Raw genomic sequence first — 25997 nt, 5'->3', positions numbered from 1 at the left:
CTGCGGCGGCGGGCGTTTCAGCCCGCCGCGCGCAGCGCGATCACCGCATTGAGTCCGCCGAAGGCGAAGGAATTGCTCAGCACCGCCTGCACGTGGCGGGCGCGTGCCTGGTTGGGCACGTAGTCCAGATCGCATTCGGGATCGGCATCGAGGAAGTTGGCCGTGGGCGGCACCACCTGCTCGCGCAGCGCGCCGATCGCCGCCACCAGTTCCAGCGCGCCGGCCGCGCCGAGCGCATGGCCGTGCACCGCCTTGGTCGAACTGACCGCCAGCGCCTCGGCGTGCGCGCCGAATACCTGCCGCAGCGCCTGGGTTTCGCAGCGGTCGTTGGCCTGCGTGCCGGTGCCGTGGGCGTTGATGTAGTCGATCTGTTGCGGCGCCAGACCGGCATCCTGCAGCGCCAGGCGCATCGCCGTGGCGGCGCCGTCGATGCTGGGCGCGACGATGTCGCCGGCATCGGAACTCATGCCGAATCCCGCCAGCTCCGCCAGCGGCAGCGCGCCGCGGGCGGCGGCGTGCTCGGCGCTTTCCAGCACGAACATCCCGGCGCCTTCGCCCAGCACCAGGCCGCTGCGCTGCGCGCAGAACGGCCGGCAGGTGTCGTCGCTGACCACCCGCATCGCTTCCCAGGCGCGGATCAGCGCCAGGCTCAGGCAGGCTTCGCTGCCGCCGGCGATGGCCACGTCGGCCAGGCCATGGCGGACCATCAGCGCGGCTTGCGCGAAGGCGTGGTTGGCCGAGGCGCAGGCGCTGGACACGGCGAAGGCCGGGCCGCGCAGGCCGAAGGCGATGCTGATCTGGCTGGCCGGGGCGTTGGCCATGCTGCGCACGATGGTCAGCGGATGCAGGCGTTCGGCCTGGTCGCGGTACAGCCGGCGCGATTGTTCGTCGCGGCTGAGTTCGGCGCCGACGCCGGTGCCGACCACCACCGCGCAGCGCGCGCCGAGCGCGGCATCGCCGTGCGGCAGGCCGGCCTGGGCGATCGCCTCGCGGGCGGCGACCAGCGCCATCTGGGTCATGCGGTCGAGCTGGCCGGGGGCGATGCCGCCGGTCTGCGTGGCATCGGGTGCGAACCCCGGCAGTGTCGCGGCCACGCGCATCTTCAACGTGCTGAGCGGATCGGGCGAGGGCAGGGCGGCGATGCCGCTGCGGCCCTCGCGCATCGCGCTCCACAGGGCCTCGGCGCCCAGGCCGAGCGCGCTGACCGCGCCCATGCCGGTGATGACGACGCGCCGCGCGTGCGGAGAGGCGCCCATGGCGCGTCAGTGCGCCGGTTGCGCCGCGCTGGCCGCCTTGGCCGCCAGGGCGTCCTCGACCGCCTGCACCAGCTTGCCGAGCGAACCGTCGTCCAGGTTCGGGTCGCGCTGCGGGAAGGTGATGTCGAAGTGTTCTTCGATGTCGAACAGGATTTCGATGGCCTCGAGCGAATCCACGCCCAGGTCCTGCAGCTTGGCATCGGGGGTCAGGCGCGCCGGGTCGATCTCGCCATGCTTGGCGACGATGCTGTGGATTTGCGACTCGATGGACGGGGTCATGGCAGTGCTCCGCGAAATGAAGGGCCACCGCGCGGCGCCCGCCGCCGGTGGATCGCACGCTGCGGCCTGGGCCGCAGCATCCATTCTCCACGCTAGACGATCAATCTTGCAGATGCCTTTCGTCAACCAACTCGAGCCGCAGGCCTTGCAGCGGCAGTTCCTGCAGCACCCGCCAGCCGGTTTCCTGATCCAGCCCCTGGAGCACGGGGTGCCGGCCTTCGAGGCCGATTTCGACCTGCTCACCACCGCCGAACCCGCGCTGCGCGCGAAGGTGGCGCGATTGCCGCTGCAGCGCCTGTGGCAGCGCCTGCTGCGGCCGCGCACCAGCTTCGTCGGCAGCACCGTCAGCGAATACGCCTGGCTGCCGCGCGCGGCCGACCCGGCGCAGTTGCCGCGGCAGTGGCGTACGCAACTGGGCCGGCGCCGCGCGCTGATGATCGTCAAGGACGTGCCGCAGCGTTCGCCGCTGCTGGACGACGCCGACAACGCCTGGGCACAGACGTTCCTGGACGCCTGCGAGCGCAACGGCTACGTGCTGCTGCGCGGGCAGGCGCTGGCCTGGGTGCCGATCGACTTCGCTTCCACCGACGAGTACCTGGCGCGGCTCTCGCGCGGGCGCCGGCGCAACATCCGCCGCAAGCTGCGCTCGCGCGCCGACCTGCAGATCGAGGTGCTGCCGACCGGCCCGGCCTTCGCCGATCCGGCGCTGCGCGCGCATTGCTATGCGCTGTACCAGGAGGTGTATGCGCAGAGCGAGATCCATTTCGACCTGCTCACCGCGCCGTTCTTCGACGCGCTGCTGACCGACGCCGACTCGGGCGGGCAGGTGTTCGTGTACCGGCACCAGGGCCGCATCATCGGCTGGAACCTGTGCTACGTGCACGAGGGGCGGCTGCTGGACAAGTACATCGGCCTGCACTACCCGGACGCGCGCGACCACAACCTGTACGCGCTGAGCTGGATCGAGAACCTCGACTACGCCTGCCGCCACGGCCTGACCGCCTATGTCGCCGGCTGGACCGATCCGGAAGTGAAGGCCCAACTCGGTGCCAGCTTCACCTACACCTGGCATGCGGTGTACCTGCGCAATCCGCTGCTGCGTGCCGTGCTGCGCCGATTGCGGCCGCTGTTCGAATCCGACGACGTCGGGCCGGCGGCCGATGCCGCCGAGGAGGACTGAGATGCGCACTCCGGTCCTGCTCGATCTCGATGATTCGTTGGGCGCCGTGCCCGGCGCCGTGCGCCTGCCGCTGCGCGACTGGTGCGACGGCCTGCGCTTTGCCTGCTCGATGGCGCGGCTGCGCCGCTTCGGTGCGGCGCTGGAGCAGGCGCTGCCGGCGCGGTACGGCACCGTGCTGCTGGGCAGCGGCGATTTCCATCACCTGAGCCTGCCGTTGATCGTGCGCCTGGCGCAGCGCGCGCAGGCGCCGTTGCGGGTGGTGGTGTTCGACAACCATCCGGACAACATGCGCTTCCCGTTCGGCGTGCACTGCGGTTCGTGGGTACGCCGCATCGCCGCGCTGCCGCAGGTGGCGCAGGTCGAGGTGGCCGGCATCACCTCCGGCGACGTCGGCCCCGGCCATGCCTGGGAAAACCATCTGCTGCCGCTATACCGCGGCAAGTTGCGCTACTGGTGCAGCGGCGTGGACGTGGGCTGGGCGCGGCGGCTGGGCCTGGGCCAGGCGGTGCGCGGCTTCGACAGCGTGAGCGCGCTGAGCGATGCGTTCGTCGAGCACCTGCGGCGCACGCCGATGCCGACCTATCTGTCGCTGGACAAGGACGTGCTGGATCCGCAGGACGTGCGCACCAACTGGGACCAGGGCCAGCTGCGCGTGCCGCAGTTGCTGCAGGCGATCGAGGCGTTGCGCGGGCAGGTGTGCGGCAGCGACATCACCGGCGAAGTGTCGCTGGCCCATTACCCGCAATGGTGGAAACGCAAGCTGGCGGCGCTGGATGCGCAGCCCGAGCCGTCGCCGGCGGACCTGTCGGCGTGGCAGGCGCAGCAGCACGCATTGAACCTGCGGCTGCTGGCGGCGCTGGATGCGGCCAGCGTCGGTTAGCGCAGCGCCATTCTAGAGGAGCGGCTTCAGCCGCGAGAGGCGTTACCGGTCATGCCCTCGCGGCTGAAGCCGCTCCTACAGGATGCTTCCGGTCATTACGAGCGGCGCATTGTCCATCGCGACGCTGGCGAAGTCGCCCGTCGCCCGATCAAGCGCTCGGCGCAGCGGCGTGCACCAGGTCGACATCCAGTGGCGCCGGCCCGACCGCGGTGGCGCAGGCCGCCTGCATTGTGGCCACGATGGTCTCGAAGCGCGCCTCGTCCAGCCAGGGGCTGTTGCTGATGCTCAGGCAGCGCGCGGCGAAGTCGCTGGCGTTGGGCATCGGCGTGCGTTCGACGATGCCGTCCAGGTAGTCGTAGTCGGGCAGGGCATGCACGAACGGCACCGCCACGCCGAGTCCGCGCGGCCACAGCGCGGCCAGCACCGATTCGCGGGCGGCCGCATCGGGCAGCAGCACCATCAGGATCGGCCAGCTGCCCTGGGCGCCGGCGGTATCGGCGATCACACTCAGGCCGGGGATGCCGGCAAGACGGGCGCTGCGGCGCCGGCCCTGCTCGCGGATCTGCGCCAGGAACGCCGGCCAGCGCGCGCTGGCGCGCACGCCCACGCCTTCGCGCCAGGCGCCGACCGCATGCTGGGCGATCGCGGTGCCGAAGCGGTCGCCCGCCGCGCCCACGCGGTCACCACGGCGCAGCGCGCGCCGCACCGGTGCGCCATACGCCCAGCGCAGCGGTTGCGGCCGGTACAGCGCGGCGTAGCCGAGCAGTTCGAGGCTGCGGCGCAGCTCCCAGCGCCAGTCGCGCTGGCCCAGGCGCGCGGCGGTGTCGGCCAGGCTGCGCTGCAGCGGCGCATGCCGCGACATCAGTAGCCCGCCTTCGTACAGCGTGAGCCCCTTGCCGGCGGCCAGGCTGCAGAAACCGATGTCGCCGCCCAGGCCGGCCGGGCGGCCGTCGGCATGCACGCCGCCCAGCGCCTGTGCCGCGTCCTCGATCAGCAAGGCGCCGCAGCCTTCGGCGGCGCGGCGCAGCGGCGCCAGATCGGTCAGGCGTCCGCCGAGATGGGTGGCGATGATCGCCAGGGTGTCGCTGCCGCAGCGTTGCGCCAGTTGCACCGGGTCCAGCTCCAGCGAGCCGGGCAGAAGATCGCACAGCACCAGTTGCAGGCCGCAGTGCGCCACCGCCAGCGCCACCAGCGGGCAGGTATAGGCCGACACCAGCACCTGCCGGCGCCGGCTGGCCGCGGTCAGGGTACGCAGCGCCACGATCAGCGCGGCGGTGCCGGAGCAGGTCAGCAGCGCCTGCGGCAGGCCGAGCGCGCTGGCCAGGCGGGTGCGCGGGCGGCCCGGCCACAGGTCGCGCCACTGCAGCGGCAGGCCGGCGGTCGGTGGCACCTCAATGCGCATCGGCGGGATCCGCGCGTTCGCCGATCGCCAGGCAGACGATGCCGCCGACGATCAGCGCCGCGCCCAGCGCCTGCAGCAGGCCGATGTGTTCGTTGAACCACCAGGCCGACAGCAGCATCACGCTGACCACCTCCAGGTGCGAGGCGGCGAAGGCCGGGCCGATCGGCGCGTGTTCGAGCAGCTTCATCCAGGTGAAGAACGCGCCGACGTAACCCAGCAACGCGGCGTACAGCCAGGGGCTGCCGAGCAGGCGCAGCACCCAGGCCAGTTCGGCCTGGGGCGGGAACGCGTGGGTGCCGGCCAGCTTGAAGCCGATCTGGGCCAGGGTGTCGAAGCTCAGCAGCAGGGCGAAGCCCACCGCATAGCGATGCAGCGACGGCCGGCTCATGAGCCCAGCCCCACCACGGCCACGCCGGCGCTGACCAGGCAGATGCCGGCCACCTGCATGCGCCCCAGGCGTTCGCCGAACAGCCAGCGCCCGGCCAGCATGATCGCCACGATGTTGATCGAGCCCAGCAGCACGCCGCGGCCCAGCGGCACCAGCGACAGGAACGCGGTCCAGGCGAGGAACTCGAACACGTAGCAGGCCACGCCGAACCACAGCTGCGGCTGCCGCGCCATGCGCTGCCAGCGCGCCATGCCGGTGCCCTGCGGGTGGCTGGCCACGTACTTGAAGGCCAACTGGCCGGCGGTGTCCAACGCCACCGTCGCCAGCCAGATCGCCACCACCGAGCCGGTCATCGCCATCAGGCGGCGGCCCGCTGCGGCGCGGACAGGGCGGCGAAGAACTGCGCCAGGCGGGCGCCGAGCACGCGGCGTTCGCGGTCCAGGGTGATCATGTGGTAGCTGTCGTGCAGCAGCAGCAGTTCCGTCGGCCCGGACACGTTGGCGATCACCAGCCGCGCGTTGCGCAGGTCGGCGATGTCGTCCTCGGCCGCGTGCGCGACCAGGCACGGCGCGACCACCTTGGGCAGGTTGCGGCGCACGTCGCGCGCGAGCAGGTACATCTCGGCCAGGGCGTGCCAGGGATTGCCGGGCAGGCCGGCGGCGCTGCTGTCGCCGCCGAGCATGGCGCTGCTGACCTGGGCGCGGATGCGCTCGTCGCGCAGGCCATACGGCGGCTCTTCCAGGAACATGCGGCGCTTGCCGATGCCCAGCCGCTTGAACCAGGGCAGCAGGAACGCCAGGCGCGCGCGCTTGGGGATGTTCCAGCCGTCGTAGCGGAAAGTGGCGCCGAGCACGCCGACCCCGTCCACCCACTCCGGACGCTGCTGCGCCAGGCGCAGCGCCAGCACCGCGCCCATCGACAGCCCGGCCACGAACAGGCGGTCGACCTGCGGGCGCACGCGCGCGGCAGCGGCCTCGACGCTGGCGTACCAGTCGCGCCAGCTGGTGGCCAGAAGGTCGTCCTCGTCGCCGCAATGGCCGGCCAGTTGCACGCCGTAGACGCTGAAGCCTTCGCGGTTCAGGCTCTTGCCGAGCAGGCGCATCTCGCTGGGCGTGCCGGTCAGGCCGTGGATCAGCAGCACGGCGTTGCGGCCGCCTTCGAAGTGGAACTCGGCAGATTGGATCATGTGAATGGGCGCGGCTGCGCAGTCTCGGCAATCCGTGCAGGGTCGCCGCTGCGCGTTTCAGCAGCCTTTCGCCGCGGCGGCGGTGTGCAGGGTCAGCGCTTGGCCGTGGCCGGGTTGCGGAAGCGGACCAGCACGCGCTGGCCCAGGCGCAAGCTCGAGGGCTGGGTGAAGGCCAGCACGCAGGCCACGCTGCGGTCGTTGCCGGCGGGCGTGGCGTCGTCGTGCAGCTGGGTGGGGCCGTAGGCCGGCGCCAGCCAGCGCACCACCGCCTCGCCGAGCACGGTCTGGCGGCCGTCGTCGCTGATCACTTCGGCGGCCATGCCCGGGGTGACGCTGCCGGCGTAGCTTTCGTTCAATTCGGCGCGGACCAGGCGCGGCGCGTCCGGCAGCAGGGTCAACAGCGGCGCGTTGGCCTCGGTGCGCGCGCCGGCCGCCGCCGACAGCTGCAGCACACGCCCGGCCACCGGCGCCTGCAGCCGGTACTGCGCACGCTGCAACTCGGCCGCCCGTACCTGTGCGTCTGCCAGGGCCGCATCGCTGCGCGCGGTGTCCAGCGCGTCCATCAGGCTCTGCACCGCGTCGCTGGCGTCGTCGGCGCTCTGCCCGTCGCCGGCGCCCAGGCGCGCGGCCTCGGCCAGCCGTCGTTGCTTCTGCTCGGCGCTTTGCAGGCGCTGTTGCAGCTGTTTCAGGTGGGTGGCCGCGGCCTGCGCGCGGGTGCGGGCGATGTCCAGGTCGACTGCGGCGGCTCGGTCGTCGCCAGCGACCAGCACCGCGCCTTTCTGCACCGCGTCGCCCTCGTGCACCGGCACCTCGCGCAGGGTCGCGGCGACCGGCAGGCCGAGCTTGAGCACGCCGCCCTCCACGTCGATGCGGCCGCGCGCCACCGCCAGGTAGGCCGGGGGGGCGGCGGCCGCCGCCGGTGTCGGCGTGCGGTCCGATGGCGCGCATGCGGCCAGCAGCAGGCTCAGCAGGGGCGCGGCGGCGAACGCTTTCATGGTGCGGGATTCCGTGAGGGCAGGGGCGAAGGCGGCGCGTTCACGCGGCGGTCGTCGAGGATGCGGCCGTCCTCCATCGACAGCACGCGGTCGGCGTGGCGGATCAGGCGCGGGTCGTGGCTCACGCACAGCACCATGGTGTTGTGGCGGCGCGCGATGCGGTGCAGCAGGTCGATCACGATCTGGCCGTTGCCGGCGTCCAGCGCGCTGGTCGGTTCGTCGGCGAACAGCAGCGCAGGGTGCTTGGCCAGGGCGCGGGCGATCGCCACGCGCTGCTTCTCGCCGCCGGACAGTTCGGCCGGGCGCAGATGCTGGCGGTGGGCGATGCCGACCTCGGCCAGCGCCTCCTCGGCACGGCTGCGCACCTCGGCGGGGGCCAGGCCCATGTACTGCAGCGGCAGCCGCACCTGGTCCAGCGCGCACAGCGCCGGGAACAGGTTGAAGCCCTGGAAGATGAAGCCGGTGTGGCGCAGCCGGAACTGCTCCAGCGCGGTGGCGCCGAGCGCGCCCAGTTCCTCGCCCAGCGCCAGCACCTGGCCGGCGTCGGCGCGCTGCAGGCCGCTGAGGATCGACAGCAGGGTGCTCTTGCCGCAGCCGGACGGGCCGGAGATCAGGGTCAGTTCGCCCGGCCACACCTGCAGTTCCACGTCGCGCAGCACCGGCGTGCGCAGGCTGCCGGAGACGAAGCTCTTGCACAGCCCGCTGCCGCGCAGGGTGGCGGCGGCCGGGTGCAGCGCGGCGGCGGCGGCGATCCGGCTCATCGCAGCAGCAACGCCGGATCGGCGCGGCGCAGCCCGCGCAGCGCGGCCAGGGCCGAGACCACGGTCAGCAGCATCACCGCGCACACGCACAGGCCCCAGCCGCTGGCGTTGAACGCCACCGGCACGTCGTGCGCGCGGGCCAGCGCGACCAGCGCCGCGCCCAGCGCGCTGGCCCCGATCAGGCCCAGCGCACCGACCCAGGCGGCCTGTTCCAGCACCACCCAGCGCAGGTTGCGCATGCTCACGCCCAGCGCGTTGAGTGTGGCGTACTCGCGCGCGGCGCCGAGCACGGTGCCGAGCAGGGTCTGGCTGGTGATGGCCACGCCGACCAGCAGCACGATGCCGCCCAGGAACAGCACGCCGGAGCCGGCACCGGTATCGAACATCCAGAACAGGATGCTGCGCCGGGCGAAATCGTCGGCGCTCCAGGCTTCCACGCGCGGCCGCGTGACCGCGCTGTCGATCGCCTGCGCCACCGCCTGCGGATCGGCGCCGGGGCGCAGCCTGGCGACCATGTAGGTCGGCCAGTCCGGATGCGCGGTGTCGGTGTTGAGCGCGCGCGCGGTGTCCAGCGAGGCCAGCACGTTGACCCCGCCCAGCGCGCGCAGGCCGCGGCCGACCCCGATCACCCGCACGCGGTGGCCGTTGATGCGCGCGCTGCTGCCGATGTCGACGCCGAGCTTGTCCAGTTCCGCCCGGTCCACCACCACGGTGTCCGGTTCGCGCAGCGCCGCACGCAGCGCCGGGCTGAGCAGGCGCGAGAACATCAGCCCGCCGTCGCGGGTGTCGATGCCGGAGATGTAGACCGACACCGCGCCGGTGTCGCCGGGGCCGCGCCAGTCGCCGTCGAACCAGATGAACGGCTCGACCTGCGTCACCTGCGGGTCCAGGTACAGCGGCGCGGCCGCGTCCGGATCGATGGCGCGGCCCTGGTCCACGCTCTGCGTGCCGGGATAGCCCAGCCACAGGTCGGCGTCGGAGCCGGAGACGTACACGCTGGCGCTGCCGAAGATGCCCAGCACCAGCGCGGTCTGCAGCAGCAGCAACAGGCTGGCGAAGCCCACCGACACCACCACCGGCAGGAAGCGGCGCCACTCGTAGCGCAGGGTCTGGCGGGCCAGCGCGACCATCAGGGCTGCGCGCCTTCGCGCTCGTTGCCGGTGCCGGCGCCGGGAATCGGCGCGGTGGCGCTGCCCAACGCGGTGTGCAGGGCGACGTAGGCCAGGTCGCGCTGGCGTTGCGCTTCCAGCAGTTCCAGCGTCGCCTGGTCGCGTGCGGCCTGCTGGGTGGCCACGTCCAGGTCGCTGCCCAGGCCCAGCCGCCGGCGCTGCTGCGCCGCCTCGGCGACCTGCTGCTGCGCCTGCAGCACCTGCTGCTCGGTCTCGACGTTGCGCCGCTGCTGTTCCAGCGCGGTCAGCGCGTCCTCGACCTCGTTGACCGCCGACAGCACGGTCTGCCGGTAGGCGAGGGTGGCCGCTTCCAGCAGGTCGCCGCGCGCCTTGGCCCTGGCCTGGCGGATGCCCCAGTCGAACAGCGGAATGTCGATCACCGGGCCGAACGAGGCGATGCCGTGGGTGGCGGTGCGGCGGTGGCTCAGCAGGCTGGTCGACCAGCGGATCGCGCCGCCCAGGCCGATGCTGCCGTAGCGGTCGGCGCGGGCGATGCCCAGGGCGCCGGCGGCGCTGATCACCTCGGCCTCGCGCGCGGCGATGTCCGGGCGTCGCCGCAGCAGGTCGGCCGGCACGCTGTCGACTGCGGCGATCTGCAGTTGTCCCGGCGCGCTGCTGGCCGCGGCCGTGCTCCACGCCGGATCGGGCGCGTCGCGGCCCAGCAGCACCGCCAGGCGCCGCGCCGCCGCCGCCGCGGCGTCGCGCGGTTCGTTCACCGCGGTCTGCGCCTGCAGCACCGCCGCCTGCGCCTGCGCCGCAGTGGCCGGCGCGGCCAGATGCAGGTCGACCAGGGTCTGCTGCAGGCTGGCCTGGCGCTGGCGCGCGTCGGCGATGTCCTGCAGCAGGCGTTCGGCCTGCTGCGCGTGGCGCAGGTCGATCCAGTTGTGGGTCACGTCGGAGATCGTCGCCGCGCGCACCTGCGCCAGGTTGGCCTGAGCGCTCTGCAGGTCGCCGCGGGCCACGCGGTTGGTGGCTTCGCCGCGACCGAACAGCGGCAGCTCCCACTCCGAATCGACGCCCACGACCAGGAACGAGGCGCTGGCGTCCGGATCGATCGGATCCTCGGTGCGCGCACGCAGTTGCGGCCGCAGCGTCGCGTCGGCGACCGCATCCAGCCGCCGCGCCGCGCGCAGCCGTGCCAGCGCCTGACCGACCTCGAGATCGTCCTGCAGCGCCTGCGCGACCAGCGCATCGAGTTGCGGATCGTGGAAATCCTGCCACCAGGCGCTGCCCGGCGGGCGCGGCGCGGCTGCCTGCGGCGTCGCGCTGCTCCAGTGCGCGGGCAGCGACGGCTGGCGCAGATCGGGGATGGGCTTGCTGGCGCAGCCGCCCAGCGCCAGCGCGGTGGCCAGCGCCAGTGCGCCGGCGCAGCGAAGACGGTGGCGGCTCATGCCCGCGGCTCCGCGCCGGCCGGCAGGTCCAGTTCCGCGCGCAGGCCGCCCAGCGCCGAGCGCCGGTAGCGCAGCGTGGCGTGGTGGCGGGCGGCGATGTTGGCGACGATGGCCAGGCCCAGGCCGGTGCCGCCTTCGGGCGCGTCCGGCGCGCGGAAGAAACGCTCGCCCAGGCGCGGCAGCAGGGCCTCGTCGATGCCGCTGCCGGCATCGTCCACGGCCAGGCGCACGTACAGCGGATCGCGGCGCAGGCTGACCGTGACCATGCGGCCGGCGGCATGCCGGAAGGCATTGTCCAGCAGGTTGTCGAGCAGTTCGCGCAGCGCATAGGCGTCGGCGGCCACCCAGGCGGGCGCGTCGTCGTCGCCGGCGTCGTAGCCCAGGTCCACGCCGGCGTGCAGCGCGTCGGGGATGCGGTCGGACAGGGCCTGCGGCAGCCATTGCGCCAGGTCCAGCGGCAGCAGCTCGCGGATGCTCTCGCGCGGCGCCTGGGTGCGGGTCAGCGCCAGCAGCTGGGTGGAGGTGCGGGTGGCGCGGTCGGTCAGCTGGCGGATGTGCTGCAGCGCCTGCGCGGTGTCTTCCGGGCGCTGGCCGGCCTGGGCGCGCTGCACGTGCATGCTCAGCCCGGCCAGCGGCGTGCGCAATTGGTGCGCGGCGTCGGCCAGGAAGCGTTCCTGCAACGCCATCATGTGCTTGAGCCGGCCGAGCAGGCCGTCGATGGCCTGGGTCAGCGGCAGGATCTCCACCGGGATGTCCGGGCCGGACACCGGGCTGAGGTCGCGCTGGCTGTCGTCGAGCCGGCGCACCGCCGGCTCCAGCATGCGCAGGCCGACGCGCACGCCGTGCCAGACCAGCACCAGCAGCGAGCAGGTGAGCAGCAGTTCGGTCGGCAGCATCAGCACCAGGATCTCGCGGGCGCGGCGGTGGCGGTCGTCCAGGGTCTCGGCCACCGACACGGTGAGCCAGTCGCCCGGCTCCAGCGCCGAGGGCAGCAGCAGGCTGGCCACGCGCACCGGCACGCCGTTGTCCATGCGGTCGTCGTACAGCATCACCCGGCCGATCTCGGCCGGATCCGGATGCTTGGGGATCGGCTGGGTGCTGCCGCTGATCACCCCGTGGCGGCGGCTGTCCAGCTTGAAGAACACCCGGCCGTCGCTGCTGTACTCCAGCAACTGCCGCGCCTGCAGGGTCAGCGGCATGCGTTCGCCGGGGTCGTTGACCGCGTTCGCCAGGCCCTGCGTGTCCTCCTTCAGGTCCATGTCGTGGACGTGATTGGTGTACTTGAGCATCAGCAGGTAGAACAGCGACGACACCACCAGCATCAGCAGCACGGTCGGGATCAGCAGGAACGCCAGCAATCGCTGGCGCAGGCTGGGATGGCGGTAGGCCGGCGCGTGCGCGGCGGTGGTCGCGCTCACTGCGAGGTCTGTGCGTGGTCGGCGGCCGGTGAGGCGGCGTGCGACTCCTCCAGCAGGTAGCCCAGGCCGCGGATGGTCCGGATGCCGACGCCTGCGCCATGCAGCTTGCGCCGCAGGCGGTGCATGGAGATGTCCAGGCCGTTGTCGGTGATTTCGTGCTGCCAATCGCACAGCGCCTCGGTCAGCTGGCTGCGGCTGACCACGCGCCCGCTGCGCAGCAGCAGGGTTTCCAGCAGCGCGAACTCGCGCGCGGTCAGGTCAAGCGGCTGGTCCTGCAGCCACACCCGGCGTCCGGCCAGGTTGATGCGCAATTGCCCCAGCACCAGCTCCGGCACGCCGCCGCTGCTGCTGCGGCGCAGGAGCGCGCGGGTCCGGGCAAGGAACTCGGACAGTTCGAAGGGCTTGATCAGGTAGTCGTCGGCACCTTCGTCGAGGGCGCGGATACGGTCTTCCACCGCGTCGCGGGCGGTCACCACCAGCACCGGGATCTCGTCGCGGCGGGCGCGCAGGCGCTGCAGCACCTGCAGCCCATCGCGGCGCGGCAGGCCCAGGTCCAGTACCAGCAATTGATAGCTTTCGCTACCGAGTGCGCGTTCGGCGGCGGCACCGTCGCCGACATGGTCTACCACGTGGCCGCACTCGGCGAGCGAGTCGCGTAATGCAACGGCAATGGACGTATCGTCTTCGGCGACCAGGATGCGCATGACGCGAAATGCTTGCAACGGGGATGTGGGAAAACCGTCGTAATCGGCGGCGGCGAAGTCACTACGTTCACATACGTCGATGTAATTTCGATGGAGTCTGTATCCAGATTCTGCGATGCGGTGATGACGATTGTCATCCATGACATCCTTCGCGTGCTCGCCGGTCCGGACGCCGCCGGGTAGGAAAAATCCTATAGCCAGCCGCGGCATCCGCCGATCCTCACGCCCCCGTGGCGGCGGCATCATGCATGGGTCGGCAACGTCACCGCTCCCGCGCCAGGGAGACGGTTCCCACGGAATCGAACGGATCTCGATTCGCCGGCCACGTTTCGCTCCCGCAGGCGCCGATGGATCGGCGCAGCGCCACTGCGATCGGAAGCAAAGGGAAGAAAACGCACGAGGCCCCGGCATGCCGGGGCCTCGTGCGTTCAACGTGCCGCTATCGAGCGGGAATCATGTCGGCATCATGCAAGGACGGGTCGGTCTGCACGGATACTGTCAGCGCCGCACCGCACACCACTGTCTGCGCGCAAACACTCAGGCCGCGATCCGCCCGCCTTTGCGAATCCCCAATCCCGACTCCCGAATCCCGGCTCCCAAATCCCAGCCCCTCAGAGCGCCCAGTCCAGCCGCAGGCCAGCCACCAAGGCATTGGGCAGGTCGCGGGTACGGGTCGGCTCGTTGAACTGGTCCGGGTGCACGATGTAGTGCAGGTTCGGGGCGATGCGCAGTTGCGGGGTCACCTGGATGCCGTAGCTCAGTTCCATCATGGTCTGCGAGCGGTGCGGGGTGCCGCTGCCGCCGGCCGCGGCGCGGGCCAGGCGCAGGTCTTCCAGGGCGTCGTCGCTGTAGTGCTGCTGGGTGACGACGAAGGCGATGTTGTCCTGCGGGCGGCTGGCGAAGGTGCCGCGCTGGACCAGGCCCAGCTCCAGGAAATGGTCTTCGATCAACTGCCCGGAGGTGCCCTTGAGCACCGAGCCGAACAGCACCAGGCCGCGGTTGCTGTCCGGGTCGGGGCGGGTGACCTGCTGTTCGAAGCGGAAGAACGCGCCGGAGCGGCCGCTGCGGGTGGCGTAGTCCAGCCCGCTCAGCCGCGCCGGGTTGCCGTTGCGGTCGTTGAGCGGATCGCGGTAGTCGGAATTGTCCTGCCAGCCGCCGAGCTCGTACATCGCCGGCAGGCGCGCGCCGCTGGCCTGGGTGCTGTAGCCGATCGCGTAGGGCACGATCACCCCGGTGCTGTCGTTGGTGCTCCAGTTCAGGCCGTGCTGGCCGCGTTCGGCCTGGATCGGGTTGACCTCGTAGGCGCCGACGTGGACGTAGACGTTCGGGGTCACCCAGGCCTTGGCGTGCGCGGCCCAGCTGGACACCGGCCAGTAGGTGAAGTTGCTGGTGCGGAACACGAAGGTCGGGTTGCCGCAGGCCGAGTTGCCCTGGAAGTACCCGCACAGCTCCGAGCCCAGGAAGTGGATGTTGGCCACGCTGCGGCCGGCCTCCAGTTCCAGGCGGTCGTTGAACAGCTTCTGGTCGATGGTGAAGTTGGCCAGGCGCGTGCCCTGGCCGCCGTAGATTTCCTGCACCGAGGTGCTGTTGCCGATATTGCCGTTGGCCAGGTTGGTGCCATGGCGATTGATGCCGTAGACCTTCAGCGTGGCGCCGTTCCAGCCCATCAGCCGTTGCAGGTCCACGTCGGTGCCGAACATCAGCTGCCCGGCGTAGGCGCTGCCCTCATGCTTGCCGCCGTCCAGCGACACGGCGCCTTCGCCGGTGTAGGCGAGCTTGAGCTTGAAGGCGTCGCTGGCGTCCTGGGCGTGGGCCAGCGGTGCGGCGAGCGCCAGCGCCAGGGTGGCCAGGGGCAGGGACGAGACGAGGGGACGGGACATGGCGGAACTCCTCAGCAGGGAAAGGCCGGCGCGCCGCCAGCGGCGACGGGGGGAGGGGCATCGCGTGGCGACGCGCCGACGCATGGACGGGATCAGGCGAGAACCGGCTTCTTCAGCACCCGCAGTGCCACCGCGGTGACCACGGTGCCGGCGAGCAGCGCCACCAGGTACATGCCCAGGTGGCTGACCGCATTGGGGATCGGCAGCACGAACACACCGCCGTGCGGCACCTTCAGTTCGGCGCCGGCGGCCATCGAGATCGCACCGGCCAGCGCCGAGCCGAGCATCAGCGCGGGGATGGTGCGCAGCGGGTCGCGCGCGGCGTACGGGATCGCGCCTTCGGTGACGAAGGCCAGGCCGAGCACGCCGGTGGCGGCGCTGCTGCCGCGCTCGTCCTGGGTGAAGCGGCTGCGGAACACCCAGGTGGCCAGGGCGATGCCCAGCGGCGGGGTCATGCCGGCGACCATCGCCGCGGCCATCGGCGTGTACACCTGGCTGGCGATCAGGCCGGTGGAGAAGGCATAGGCGGCCTTGTTGACCGGCCCGCCCATGTCGAAGGCCATCATCGCGCCCAGCAGCAGGCCCAGCAGCACCGCGCTGCTGCCCTGCATGCCGCGCAGCCATTCGGTGAGCCAGGCCAGCAGCTCGGCCACCGGCTGGCCGACCACGTAGAGCATGGCCAGGCCGACCAGCAGGGTGCCCAGCACCGGCAGGATCAGCACCGGTTTCAGGCCCTCGAGCGTGCGCGGCAGCTTGATCGCCCGGTTCAGCGCGGCCACGCCGTAGCCGGCGATGAACCCGGCGAGGATGCCGCCGATGAAGCCGGCGCCGAGGTTGGCCGCGACCATGCCGCCGATCATGCCGGGGGCGATGCCGGGGCGGTCGGCGATGGAGTAGGCGATGTAGCCGGCCAGGGCCGGCACCATCAGGGTGAAGCCGGCCTTGGCGCCGATCTGGAACAGCGACCAGGCCAGGGTGCCCTTGTGCGCGTCGTCGAAGGCGTAGATGCCGCCGAGCGCGAACGCCAGTGCGATCAGCAGGCCGCCGGCGGTGACGAAGGGCAGCATGAACGACACGCCGGTCATCAGGTGCTTGTACGGGCCGGCGGAGCGGCCGCCCTGGGCCTTGGCCGGGGCGCTGCCGCCATTGCCGGCGGCGTGCACGCTGGCCTCGGCCAGGGCCTTGCGGATCAGTCCCGGCCCGTCGTTGATCGCCGGCTTGGTGCCGCTCTTGAACAGGCGCTTGCCGCCGAAGCGGCCCAGGTCGACCTCGCGGTCGGCGGCGATCAGCACCAGGTCCGCGGCGGCGATCTCCTCGGCGCTGAGCGCGTCCTGCGCGCCGACCGAGCCCTGGGTCTCCACCCGGATCTGGTGGCCCAGCGCCTTGGCCGCCTGCTGCAGGCCCTCGGCGGCCATGAAGGTGTGGGCGATGCCGGTGGGGCAGGAGGTGATGGCGACGATGTGCTTGCCGGCGCCCTCGGTGCTGTCGGCCGTGGCCGGCACGGCGGCGGCGTCGGACGTCGTGGCGGCAAGCAGTGGCGCCAGCACCGCGCCGGCGTCGGCCAGCACCGCGTCCAGCGCGCTGCGCTGCACGCGGCGGTTGGCGAAGCGGGCGGCATCGACGTCGCCGTCGCCGACCAGCAGCAGCGGCGCGGCGGCGGATGCGGCGGTCAGGTCCAGCGGCGCGATCACGCCCTGCGGCGTGCGCACCTCGGCCTGCAGGACGGCGCCCCGCAGCGTGGCGGCATGCCGCAGCGCCTCGGCGGCGAGGACGGCTTCGGTACTGCGATCGCCGGCGGCGATCACCACGAGGATCGGATTCATGCGGGCTCCCGATGAGCGCAAGAGGGCGCGGCGCACAGCAGCGACGCGACGGAAGTCATGCCAGGGTCTCCACGCGGACCGCGGCGGCCAGCTCGGCCAGGCGCTCGCGCGGCAGGCGGCGGGCGACGCCGCTGCCCAGCGTGGCCACGGCGAAGGCGGTGGCCTGGCGCGCGCAGGTCGCCAGGTCGGCGTCGGCGCGCAAGGCCGCGACCAGGCCGGCGACCATCGCATCGCCGGCGCCGACGCTGCTGCCACCGGTCACCTGTGGCGGCTGCGCCAGCAGCGCCTGCTCGCCGCGCACGAACAGCGCGCCGTCGCTGCCCAGCGACACCGCCACCAGGCCGATGCCGCGCGCCAGCAAGGCGCGTGCGGCGCCGAGCAGGTCGGCGGTGCTGGCCAGCGGCGCGCCGGCCCACTCTTCCAGTTCGTGGCGGTTGGGCTTGATCGCGAACGGCAGTTGCGCGCGCGGCGCGTCCAGGGCGGCGTGCAGCGGCGCGCCGCTGGTGTCCAGCAGCACCCGCGCACCGGCCGCGGCGGCCTGCGCCTGCAGGTGTCGCCAGGTGTCCTCGGCCAGGCCGGCCGGCAGGCTGCCGCAGAGCACCACCGGCAGGCCGGGGCGCAGCAGCTCGGCCAGGCGCGCGCCGACGCTGTCGAGTTGCGCCTGGTCCAGGGCCAGGCCGGGCAGGTTGATGTCGGTGGTGGCGCCGCTGTCGGCGGCGACCAGCTTGAGGTTGGTGCGGGTGTCGCCGGGCACGCGCAGGCAGCGGTCGTCGATGCCGCGTTCGGCGAACAGCGCCTCGAACGTCTGCGCGTTGTCCGCGCCGAGCGCGCCGAGCGCGGCGCAGCGCAGCCCTGCGTCGGCCAGGCAGGCGGCGACGTTGATGCCCTTGCCGCCGGCGATGGCATGGGCGCTGCGCGCACGGTGCACCTGGCCGGGCTGCAGCCGGTCGATCGCCACGGTCAGGTCGATCGCCGGATTCAGGGTGACGGTGACGGCATCGACGCTCATGCGTCGGCTCCGCCGTCGAGCGCGCGCACGTCCGCCGCGCTCTCGCACTCCAGCGCGCGCTGCGCCAGCGCCTGCAGCGCGTCCAGGCGGCTGCCGCGCAGGCGCGCCTTCACCGTGGGGATGTCGTTGGGGGTCATCGACAGCTCGTGCACGCCCAGCCCGGCCAGCAGCGCCGCGCCGAACGCATCGCCGGCCAGGCCGCCGCACACGCCGACCCAGCGGCCGTGGCGCGCCGCGCCCTCCACGGTGGTGCGGATCAGCCGCAGCACCGCCGGATGCAGGCTGTCGGCCTCGGCGGCCAGGTCCGGGTTCTGGCGGTCGATGGCCAGGGTGTACTGGGTCAGGTCGTTGGTGCCGATCGAGAAGAAGTCCGCGTGTTTCGCCAGCGCATCGGCCTGGATCGCCGCGGCCGGCACTTCGATCATGATGCCCAGCGGCACCTCCGGTGCCTGCAGCTCCGCGCGCAGGCGCTCGCATTCGGCGCGCAGCGTCAGCAGTTCCGCCGCCGAGGTGATCATCGGGAACATGATCGCCAGGCGTGCGCCGTCCTTGGCCGCGCGGTACAGCGCGCGCAGCTGCGGTTGCAGCAGGTCGGCGCGGCGCAGCAGCAGGCGCGCACCGCGCACGCCCAGAAACGGGTTGTCCTCGCGCGGCAGGTTCAGGTGCACCACCTGCTTGTCGCCGCCGATGTCCAGCGCGCGCACGATCAGCGCGCGGCCGTCCAGCGCCTGCGCCATCGCGGTGTAGGTGGCGTACTGCTCGTCCTCGCTGGGGGTGCTGCCGCGCTCGAGAAACAGGAATTCGGTGCGCATCAGGCCCACGCTCTCGGCGCCCTGCGCCAGTGCGGCGGCGACCTGCTCGGGCAGGTTGACGTTGGCGCCGATCTCCAGGCGATGGCCGTCCTCGGTCTGCGCCGGCTGGTTGCGCTGCTCGGCTTCGCGTGCACGCAGTTGCTGCTGTTCGTCGATGTAGGCGCGGGCCGAGGCAAGATCGGCCTCCGACGGCGCCAGATACAGGCGGCCGCTGCTGCCGTCGACGATGACGGTGGCGCCGTCCTCCAGGTCCAGCAGGTCGGCGCCGCCGGCGACCAGCGCCGGCAGGCCGAGGGTGCGCGAGAGGATCGCGGTGTGCGAGGTCGGGCCGCCCACGGCGGTGGCCAGGCCGAGCACGCGCGCGGTGTCGAGGTTGGCGGTGTCCGACGGCGACAGGTCGTGGGCGAGCAGGATGCATGGCGCGGCCGGCAACTGCGCCAGGCTGCCGCCGGCCAGGCTCGGATCCAGGTGCGCCAGCACCCGGCGGCCGACGTCGCGCAGGTCGCTGGCGCGTCCGGCCAGCACCGCATTGCCCAGCGCCGAGAGCTTGTTGGCCAGGCGCTCGACCGACTGCTGCCAGGACCAGGCGACGCCGTGGCCCTCGACCATCAACTGGCAGGCCAGGGTGATCAGGTCGGTGTCGTTGAGCAGTTCGGCCTGGGCGCGGAAGATCGCCGCGTCGCCGGCGCCGAGGCGGCGGCGGGTGTCGTCCTCGATGGCCTGCAGTTGCGCGCGGGTGCGCTGCAGGGCGTCGTGCAGCAGGGCGCCGCCGTCGCTCAGCGGCACCGGCGTGTCCGCCACCGCGACATCATGCCCGGCCAGCTTGTGCACCACGCCGATCGCCAGGCCGGGGCTGGCGCCGATACCGACGATGGCCGGCTGCGCCTGTGGCGGGGTCCAGCCGGCGACCGGCGCGGCGCGGCGTTGCGCGGCGGCTTCGGCATCGGCCTGCTCCTGCGCGGTCAGCGCGTCGATCACGCTGCGCAGCCGCGCCAGCGCCGCCGCGGCGTCCTGGCCCTCGGCCGAAATGGTCACGGTGTCGCCGGCGTGCAGGCCCAGTTGCAGCAGCGACACCAGGTTCTTGGCGTCGCCGACCTGGTCGCCGGCACGCACCTGGATGCGGGCGGCGAAGCCGCGCGCGGTTTCCACCCAGCGCGTGGCCGGGCGGGCGTGCAGGCCGGTGGGGTAGCGCACGGTCCAGTCGAAGCGCTCGGCCAGGTCGCTGGCCGGGGCGGTGGGCGCGGTGGGGGCCGCGTCCTTGCTCAGCGCGGCCACGATCGTCTGCGGGTCGGCGCTGGCGAACAGCGCCTCCAGCCGCGGCGGGTCCTGGATCAAGCGGGTCAGCCGCCGCAGCACGGCGATGTGGGTGTCGGACTGGGCGGCGATGGCGACCACCAGGCGCGTGGTCTGGCCCGGGTTCCACTCCACGCCGTCGCGCAGTTGCAGGACGGCGATGCCGTCGCGGCGCACCAGGTGGCGGTCCTCGCCGGTGCAGTGCGGGATCGCCACGCCATGGCCCAGGAAGGTGTTGGCCAGTGCTTCGCGGCGCAGCATGCTGGCCTCGTAGGCCGGCGGCACGCAGCCGGCGGCGACCAGCAACTGCGCCGCCTGGGCGATCGCGTCGGCCTTGTCGTGGGCCTGGGCATCGACCCGGACCAGGTCGCTGGAAACCAGGGAGGAGGAGGGCGTCTGGGACACGCGGAGTCCTTGAGGGTGGGCGACGAGTGGGCGCAGTGTGGGAACGTTCCCAGTCGATCGTCAATGTGCAGTGCACAATTCTTTCGGAAAAGCCGGGTGCTACTATCCGGAAGCGCCACAAAGACAGGGGGTCGATATGGAAAACAAGCGGGAACGTTGCCAGTGAGCGTCAGCATCCACGACGTGGCGCGGGTCGCCGGCGTCTCGACCTCGACGGTTTCGCGCGCACTGGGCCACGGCCCGGTCAGCGAGGAGGTGCGCGCGCGGGTGGAAGCAGCGGTGCGCGAAACCGGCTACCGCCCCAACCTGATGGCGCGGCGGCTGCGCTCGCAGCACTCAGGGGTGGTGGGCCTGATCGTCGCCGACATCCGCAATCCGTTCTTCACCGCCGCGATCCGCGCGGTCGAGGACGTGGCCTACCGCGCCGGCATGCGCGTGATCCTGTGCAATACCGACGAGGATCCGCAGCGCGAGGCGCTGTACCTGCAACTGATGCAGGAAGAGCGGGTCAGCGGGCTGATCTTCGCCCCCACCCGCACCACTCAGAGCCAACTGGGCAAGTTGAGCTTCGACCATCCGGTGGTGCTGCTGGACCGCGCCGGCAAAAGTGGCACGCACGACAGCGTGGTGCTGGACAATGCGGCGGCGATGGCGGCCCTGGTCGATCACCTGGTCGGCCAGGGCGTGCGCCGGATCGGCGGCCTGTTCGGCAGGACCAGCAGCACCGCCGCCGAGCGTCGCGACGGCTATCTGGAGGCGATGCGCGGGCACGGCCTGGTGCCGGACTACCGCGAGGTGGCGCCGAGCGCGGAGGCGGCGATCGCCGAGGTTCAGGACTGGCTGGCGCAGGCGTCGCGGCCGGACGCGCTGGTGGCCAGCAACAGCCTGCTGCTGATGGGCGCGCTGAAGGCCGCGCGCGGCGCCGGCCTACGCATTCCACAGGATCTGGCGCTGGCCGGCTTCGACAACGAAAGCTGGACCGACCTGGTCGAGCCCGGCATCACCGTGATCGAACAGCCGGTGGAAGAGATGGGACGCACCGCGATGTCGTTGCTGCTGGAGCGGATGAACGCGCCGGCGCAGCCGACCCGCAAGGTGGTGCTCAGCGGCCGCTGCATCGTGCGCGGATCGAGCCTGCGCTGATGGTCGCGGGGGCGTGAGGATGCGAGAGGGGTGCCGCTGCGGCGACGGGACGCTGCCGCAGCGGGGGTGGTGGCCTGCCTACTCGCTGCCGTCCGGTCGCGGGTAGTCGTGCTCGGGATCGGCGTGGTCGCGCTTGGGGTCGCTGTCGGGTTGGTCGCGATCCTTCCACTGCGCGTCGTCGTTGTGGCTCTTGTCCGGCGTGTGGCTGCGTTGCTGGGAATCGTGGGCGTTGTCGCGGTTGGCGGGCGGGGACATGACGGATCTCCTGGATCAGGCGGGGGTGGGCGCCGGATCCGGATGGCGGTCGTGCTGCTCGGAACCGTCCAGGCGCGCCCAGCAGGCGACGACCAGGGTTTCGGCATCGCTCCAGGCGATGCGCGGCCAGGGATGCTCGGCGTCGTAGCGCTGACGCAGGCGCTGCAATCGCACGTCGTTGGATTCGCGCGGCAACTGCAGGAACACATCGCAGGCCATCTTGATCAGGCGCGCATGTTCGCTGAACGACTGCGACCCCAATTTGCCCGCCGCGTGCAGCGCCTTCCAGTGCGCCAATTCGGCTTCGACATCCACGAGCAGGCTCGGAGCGTGACTCACGCGAGTTCTCCTTGAGTGAGAGGAAAGAGGGAGGCGGAGGGTGCCCCCCTGGCAGCCACCGCTCCATCACCCTAGGCCGCGGCGCGTAAAGGTGAGGTGGTGCTCATGTGGTGTGGATGACAAGACACGCGCCCACGCGGCCACAAAGCGTGATGTTGGACGCCGACTTTCACACACCGCGTTGTGAAGGCGGCCGACGCGTCGTGTGAAGACGAGGCGCGCATCTGCGACCCCGGCGTTCCGCCGATCGACTTGGTCCGCGCCGCTGCAGCGGCTTACCATGCACGAGGTCCGCGTCCGCGGGCACCCCGATTTTCCCACCACGCGCCGACGGTCGCCGTTGCCGGCGCCCGTAAAGGATTGGCATGTCCGTGACCCCCGTGTTCGATTCCGCGCCGCCGCGCATCGCCGTGATCGGCCTCGGCTATGTCGGCCTGCCGCTGGCGGTGGCGTTCGGCGCCCGCCACGACACGCTCGGCTACGACATCGATGCGCAGCGGGTGGCGCAACTGCGCGCCGGGCACGACCAGACCCTGGAACTGGAGGCCGAGGAACTGCGCGCCGGCGTGCACCTGCGCTACAGCGACGATGCCGCCGAGTTGCGCGACCGCAACGTCTACATCGTCACCGTGCCGACCCCGATCGACGCGCACGAGCAGCCCGACCTGCAGCCGCTGCGCCAGGCCAGCGAGTTGCTGGCCGGCGTGCTCAAGCGCGGCGACCTGGTGATCTACGAGTCCACCGTCTACCCGGGCACCACCGAGGAAGTCTGCGTGCCGTTGCTCGAGCAGGGCTCGGGATTGCGCTGCGACGTCGACTTCCATTGCGGCTACAGCCCGGAACGGGTCAACCCCGGCGACCGCCAGCGGCGCCTGGCCGACATCCGCAAGATCACCTCCGGCTCCAATCCCGCCGCCGCCGACGCGGTCGACGCGCTGTACGCCGGCATCATCGCCGCCGGTACCTGGCGCGCGCCGTCGATCCGCGTGGCCGAGGCGGCCAAGGTGGTGGAGAACATCCAGCGCGACGTCAACATCGCCCTGGTCAACGAGCTGGCGCTGATCTTCGACCGGCTCGGCATCGACACCCAGGACGTGCTGGACGCCGCCGGCACCAAATGGAACTTCCTGCCGTTCCGGCCGGGCCTGGTCGGCGGCCATTGCATCGGCGTCGATCCTTACTACCTGCTGCACAAGTCCGAGAGCGTGGGCTACCACCCGGACCTGATCCACACCGCGCGCCAGGTCAACAACCGGGTCGGCGCGCATGTCGCCGCGCGGGTGCAGGCGCTGCTGGCCGGCAAGGGCGTGGCGATGGCCGATGCGTCCGTGCTGGTGCTCGGCGTCACCTTCAAGGAGAACTGCCCGGACCTGCGCAACAGCCGCGCGCTGGAACTGGTGCAGGCGCTGGCCGCAGCCGGCGCCCGCGTCGACGCCTGCGACCCCTGGGCCGACCCGCAGGCGGCGCAGGCGCACGGCGTCGAGCTGCTGCCCGAACCGGTGCCCGGCCGCTACGACGCGGTGGTGCTGGCGGTGGCGCACGCGGCCTACCGCGACCTGGACGCGGCGCAGATCCGCGCGCTCGGCACGCCCGACCTGGTGGTCTACGACGTCAAGTCGGTGTGGCCGCGCGCGGCGGTGGACGACCGCCTGTAAGACGGGGCGCGGGCGCGCGCCAGCCCACGGCGCTGGCGTGCCTGGCACCGGCACGCTGTACCTGCGCGGAGCGGACCCGGCGGCGGTGGCAACGCCATGACCGCAACACCCTCTACACTCGCCGGCTTCCGACGCCTGCGAGGACCGCGATGCACCGCTACCTAGCCTATCTCGCCAGCTGCCTGCTGCTGGCGCTGTCCATCGCCCTGTGCGCGATCTGGCCGCTGTGGGGCTGGGGCGTGGCCGCCTTCGCCGTGCTGGCGGGGCTGGGCACCGTGGACCTGCTGCAGACCCGCAGCACCCTGCGCCGCAACTATCCGATTCTGGCGCATTTCCGCTACGGCCTGGAATCGGTCGGCCCGGAGATGCGCCAGTACTTCCTGCAGAGCGACATCGAGGAGGCGCCGTTCTCGCGGCAGCAGCGCGCCCTGGTCTACCAGCGCGCCAAGAACGTGATGGACGTGGTGCCGTTCGGCACCCAGCGCAGCACCTACGCGCCGGACTACGAGTGGATCAACCATTCGCTGGCCACCAGCGAGATCGCCGACCACGACTTCCGCGTCACCATCGGCGCCGACTGCGCGCAGCCCTACGCGGCCAGCGTGTTCAACATCTCGGCGATGAGCTTCGGCGCGCTGTCGGCCAACGCCATCCGCGCGCTCAATGCCGGCGCGCGCCAGGGCGGCTTCTACCACGACACCGGCGAGGGCTCGATCTCGCCGTACCACCGCGAGTGCGGCGGCGACCTGGTGTGGGAGATCGGCTCGGGCTACTTCGGCTGCCGCGACGAGGAGGGGCGCTTCGACCCGCAGCGCTTCGTCGCCAACGCGACGCTGGAGCAGGTCAAGATGATCGAGATCAAGCTCTCGCAGGGCGCCAAGCCGGGCCATGGCGGGGTGCTGCCGGCGGCCAAGGTCAGCGCCGAGATCGCCGCCACCCGCGGCGTCGCCATGGGCCGCGACTGCGTGTCGCCGTCGCGGCATTCGGCGTTCTCCACGCCGCTGGAGCTGCTGCAGTTCGTGGCGCGTCTGCGCGAACTGTCCGGCGGCAAACCCACCGGCTTCAAGCTGGCCATCGGCCACCCGTGGGAGTGGTTCGCCATCGCCAAGGCGATGCAGGAAAGCGGCCTGTACCCGGATTTCATCGTCGTCGACGGCGCCGAGGGCGGCACCGGCGCGGCGCCGGCCGAGTTCATCGACCACGTCGGCGTGCCGATGCACGAAGCCCTGCTGCTGGTCCACAACACCCTGGTCGGGCTGGACATCCGCGAGCGCATCAAGCTCGGCGCCGCCGGCAAGATCACCAGCGCCTTCGACATCGCGCGCACGCTGGCGCTGGGCGCGGACTGGTGCAACGCCGGGCGCGGCTTCATGTTCGCGCTGGGCTGCATCCAGTCGCTGAGCTGCCACAGCGATCGCTGCCCCACCGGCATCGCCACCCAGGACCGGCGCCGCTGGCAGCACCTGGACCCCACCGACAAGGCCACCCGGGTCGCGCACTACCACGCCAACACGCTCAAGGCCCTGCGCGAACTGCTCAGCGCCGCCGGGCTGACGCATCCCTCGCAACTGGGGCCGGAGCACATCCTGCGCCGCGTCTCGCAGGTGGAGATCCGCTCGCTGGCCTCGCTGTACCGCTACCTGGAGCCGGGCGAACTGCTGCGCACGGTGCCCGACCATGCGGTCTTCCACGATTACTGGGGCGACGCGCGCAGCGATTCGTTCCAGCCGCCGGAGCGGATCCGGCGCCTGCGCGACAGCAAGTCGCAATGAGCGAGGCGGCGCCAGCGCGGTTGCGGCCGGCGCTGCCGCAGGACATCGCAGTGCTGTGGGCGCTGCGCACCCGCTGCGTCCGCGAGGTCTGCAGCAGCCATTACCCGCCGGAGGTGATCGCGCGCTGGTCGGCGGCCCCGGCACCGGCGTCGTATCGCGGGCTGGTCGCCGCGGGTGGGGCGATCGTCGCCGAGGATCGCGACGGACGCGTGCTCGGCTTCGGCACCGTCGACCTGGCCGGTGCCGAGATCGACGGCCTGTTCGTCGATCCCACCCTGCGCGGCGGCGGCCTCGGCAGGCGTCTGCTGCAGGCACTGGAACAGCGCCTTGCAGCCTGTCCGCGCATCCATGTCGCCGCTGCACTGAACGCGGTGGCGTTCTACCGTTCGCAAGGGTATGTGGTGGTGCGCGAGGGAGGCTATCCCCATCCCAGCGGGATCGTGCTGGAGTGCGTGTTCATGGAGAAGCACGGCGCAGCCGCGCTACGCTGAGGTCGGTATCCCACTACATCGCGTGGACGCGGCCGTTTTGCACGGCCGCATGTACGGCGGATGCTCGCCATCGCCGCCGCCGCCCGCTATCGTGCCGGTTCCTCCTCGGCG

The 25997-nt window shown here is 72.1% G+C and carries 24 protein-coding genes; 6 read left to right on the top strand and 18 right to left on the bottom strand.

The features are described from left to right. Positions 1 to 17 precede the first annotated feature (17 nt). Both J7357_RS12395 and J7357_RS12390 read right to left on the bottom strand, forming a co-directional pair. Entirely contained in the window at positions 18 to 1256 is a 1239-nt protein-coding gene (locus tag J7357_RS12395; protein WP_209246806.1) for a beta-ketoacyl-[acyl-carrier-protein] synthase family protein, read from the bottom strand. Positions 1257 to 1262: 6 nt separating this feature from the next. Continuing rightward, the gene (locus J7357_RS12390; protein WP_160947413.1) at positions 1263 to 1535 is read right to left on the bottom strand and encodes an acyl carrier protein; all 273 of its coding nucleotides are present in this window, start codon (positions 1533 to 1535) and stop codon (positions 1263 to 1265) included. 112 nt (positions 1536 to 1647) lie between these two features. Here J7357_RS12390 and J7357_RS12385 point away from each other — a divergent pair, with 112 nt between their 5' ends. Together J7357_RS12385 and J7357_RS12380 are read left to right on the top strand one after the other, a co-directional pair. Beyond that, positions 1648 to 2715 carry a GNAT family N-acetyltransferase gene (locus tag J7357_RS12385; protein ID WP_209247013.1) on the top strand — a complete coding sequence of 356 codons (1068 nt, stop codon included), beginning with the start codon at positions 1648 to 1650 and terminating at the stop codon, positions 2713 to 2715. A 1-nt stretch (position 2716) separates the two neighbouring features. Beyond that, the gene (locus tag J7357_RS12380; protein WP_209246804.1) at positions 2717 to 3595 is read left to right on the top strand and encodes an arginase family protein; all 879 of its coding nucleotides are present in this window, start codon (positions 2717 to 2719) and stop codon (positions 3593 to 3595) included. Positions 3596 to 3743: 148 nt separating this feature from the next. Here the strand turns inward: J7357_RS12380 and J7357_RS12375 are convergent, their stop codons facing one another. The 14 genes from J7357_RS12375 to ptsP form a co-directional block, all read right to left on the bottom strand. Further along, positions 3744 to 4997, bottom strand: coding sequence for a DegT/DnrJ/EryC1/StrS family aminotransferase (locus J7357_RS12375; RefSeq protein WP_209246802.1), 1254 nt, complete (start codon positions 4995 to 4997; stop codon positions 3744 to 3746). Beyond that, positions 4987 to 5385, bottom strand: coding sequence for a DMT family transporter (locus tag J7357_RS12370; RefSeq protein WP_010342594.1), 399 nt, complete (start codon positions 5383 to 5385; stop codon positions 4987 to 4989). The genes J7357_RS12375 and J7357_RS12370 overlap by 11 nt, the downstream gene beginning before the upstream one ends. Beyond that, a complete protein-coding gene (locus J7357_RS12365) occupies positions 5382 to 5744 on the bottom strand; it encodes an EamA family transporter (protein WP_209246800.1) in 363 nt (120 codons plus the stop codon). The genes J7357_RS12370 and J7357_RS12365 overlap by 4 nt, the downstream gene beginning before the upstream one ends. Further along, positions 5744 to 6571 (bottom strand): alpha/beta fold hydrolase, encoded by an 828-nt coding sequence (locus tag J7357_RS12360; protein WP_209246798.1) that lies wholly within the window; start codon positions 6569 to 6571, stop codon positions 5744 to 5746. Before J7357_RS12360 ends, J7357_RS12365 begins: the two co-directional genes overlap by 1 nt. Before the next feature lie 92 nt (positions 6572 to 6663). Beyond that, positions 6664 to 7566 (bottom strand): HlyD family efflux transporter periplasmic adaptor subunit, encoded by a 903-nt coding sequence (locus J7357_RS12355; RefSeq protein WP_209246796.1) that lies wholly within the window; start codon positions 7564 to 7566, stop codon positions 6664 to 6666. After that, the gene (locus J7357_RS12350; protein ID WP_209246794.1) at positions 7563 to 8327 is read right to left on the bottom strand and encodes an ABC transporter ATP-binding protein; all 765 of its coding nucleotides are present in this window, start codon (positions 8325 to 8327) and stop codon (positions 7563 to 7565) included. The genes J7357_RS12355 and J7357_RS12350 overlap by 4 nt, the downstream gene beginning before the upstream one ends. Beyond that, the gene (locus J7357_RS12345) at positions 8324 to 9457 is read right to left on the bottom strand and encodes an ABC transporter permease (RefSeq protein ID WP_209246792.1); all 1134 of its coding nucleotides are present in this window, start codon (positions 9455 to 9457) and stop codon (positions 8324 to 8326) included. Before J7357_RS12345 ends, J7357_RS12350 begins: the two co-directional genes overlap by 4 nt. After that, positions 9457 to 10887, bottom strand: a complete 1431-nt coding sequence (locus J7357_RS12340; RefSeq protein ID WP_209246790.1) for an efflux transporter outer membrane subunit — start codon at positions 10885 to 10887, stop codon at positions 9457 to 9459. Before J7357_RS12340 ends, J7357_RS12345 begins: the two co-directional genes overlap by 1 nt. Further along, entirely contained in the window at positions 10884 to 12305 is a 1422-nt protein-coding gene (locus J7357_RS12335) for a sensor histidine kinase (protein ID WP_209246788.1), read from the bottom strand. The genes J7357_RS12340 and J7357_RS12335 overlap by 4 nt, the downstream gene beginning before the upstream one ends. Next, positions 12302 to 13009 carry a response regulator transcription factor gene (locus J7357_RS12330; RefSeq protein ID WP_019802458.1) on the bottom strand — a complete coding sequence of 236 codons (708 nt, stop codon included), beginning with the start codon at positions 13007 to 13009 and terminating at the stop codon, positions 12302 to 12304. The genes J7357_RS12335 and J7357_RS12330 overlap by 4 nt, the downstream gene beginning before the upstream one ends. 611 nt (positions 13010 to 13620) lie before the next feature. Beyond that, a complete protein-coding gene (locus J7357_RS12325; protein ID WP_209246786.1) occupies positions 13621 to 14889 on the bottom strand; it encodes a carbohydrate porin in 1269 nt (422 codons plus the stop codon). A gap of 92 nt (positions 14890 to 14981) precedes the next feature. Beyond that, complete coding sequence (locus tag J7357_RS12320; protein WP_209246784.1) at positions 14982 to 16712, bottom strand: fructose-specific PTS transporter subunit EIIC; 1731 nt, start codon at positions 16710 to 16712, stop codon at positions 14982 to 14984. A gap of 55 nt (positions 16713 to 16767) precedes the next feature. Further along, a complete protein-coding gene (gene pfkB / locus J7357_RS12315; protein ID WP_209246782.1) occupies positions 16768 to 17721 on the bottom strand; it encodes a 1-phosphofructokinase in 954 nt (317 codons plus the stop codon). Then, positions 17718 to 20231 (bottom strand): phosphoenolpyruvate--protein phosphotransferase, encoded by a 2514-nt coding sequence (gene ptsP, locus J7357_RS12310; RefSeq protein ID WP_209246780.1) that lies wholly within the window; start codon positions 20229 to 20231, stop codon positions 17718 to 17720. The genes pfkB and ptsP overlap by 4 nt, the downstream gene beginning before the upstream one ends. 162 nt (positions 20232 to 20393) lie before the next feature. Between ptsP and J7357_RS12305 the strand changes: the two genes are divergently transcribed. Continuing rightward, on the top strand, positions 20394 to 21374 hold the full coding sequence (locus J7357_RS12305) for a LacI family DNA-binding transcriptional regulator (RefSeq protein WP_209246778.1): 981 nt from the start codon (positions 20394 to 20396) through the stop codon (positions 21372 to 21374). Between the two features lie 78 nt (positions 21375 to 21452). On the opposite strand, the gene J7357_RS12300 is transcribed toward J7357_RS12305, so the two are convergent. Next, the gene (locus J7357_RS12300; RefSeq protein ID WP_209246776.1) at positions 21453 to 21629 is read right to left on the bottom strand and encodes a hypothetical protein; all 177 of its coding nucleotides are present in this window, start codon (positions 21627 to 21629) and stop codon (positions 21453 to 21455) included. A 15-nt stretch (positions 21630 to 21644) separates the two neighbouring features. Then, complete coding sequence (locus J7357_RS12295; RefSeq protein WP_017911090.1) at positions 21645 to 21968, bottom strand: hypothetical protein; 324 nt, start codon at positions 21966 to 21968, stop codon at positions 21645 to 21647. A gap of 365 nt (positions 21969 to 22333) precedes the next feature. On the opposite strand from J7357_RS12295, the gene J7357_RS12290 reads away from it, so the two are divergent. The 3 genes from J7357_RS12290 (at position 22334) to J7357_RS12280 (ending at position 25886) form a co-directional block, all read left to right on the top strand. After that, complete coding sequence (locus J7357_RS12290) at positions 22334 to 23623, top strand: nucleotide sugar dehydrogenase (RefSeq protein ID WP_209246774.1); 1290 nt, start codon at positions 22334 to 22336, stop codon at positions 23621 to 23623. Between the two features lie 149 nt (positions 23624 to 23772). Further along, positions 23773 to 25395: an FMN-binding glutamate synthase family protein gene (locus J7357_RS12285; RefSeq protein ID WP_209246772.1), complete on the top strand. Its 1623-nt coding sequence runs from the start codon at positions 23773 to 23775 to the stop codon at positions 25393 to 25395. Beyond that, positions 25392 to 25886: a GNAT family N-acetyltransferase gene (locus J7357_RS12280; RefSeq protein WP_209246770.1), complete on the top strand. Its 495-nt coding sequence runs from the start codon at positions 25392 to 25394 to the stop codon at positions 25884 to 25886. Before J7357_RS12285 ends, J7357_RS12280 begins: the two co-directional genes overlap by 4 nt. Positions 25887 to 25997: the final 111 nt, after the last annotated feature.

The organism is Xanthomonas sp. D-109 (assembly GCF_017746095.1).
Lineage (GTDB): Bacteria > Pseudomonadota > Gammaproteobacteria > Xanthomonadales > Xanthomonadaceae > Xanthomonas_A > Xanthomonas_A sacchari.
Note: the sequence above shows the minus strand (reverse complement) of the source record. Positions and strands in the feature narration are given on the sequence as shown.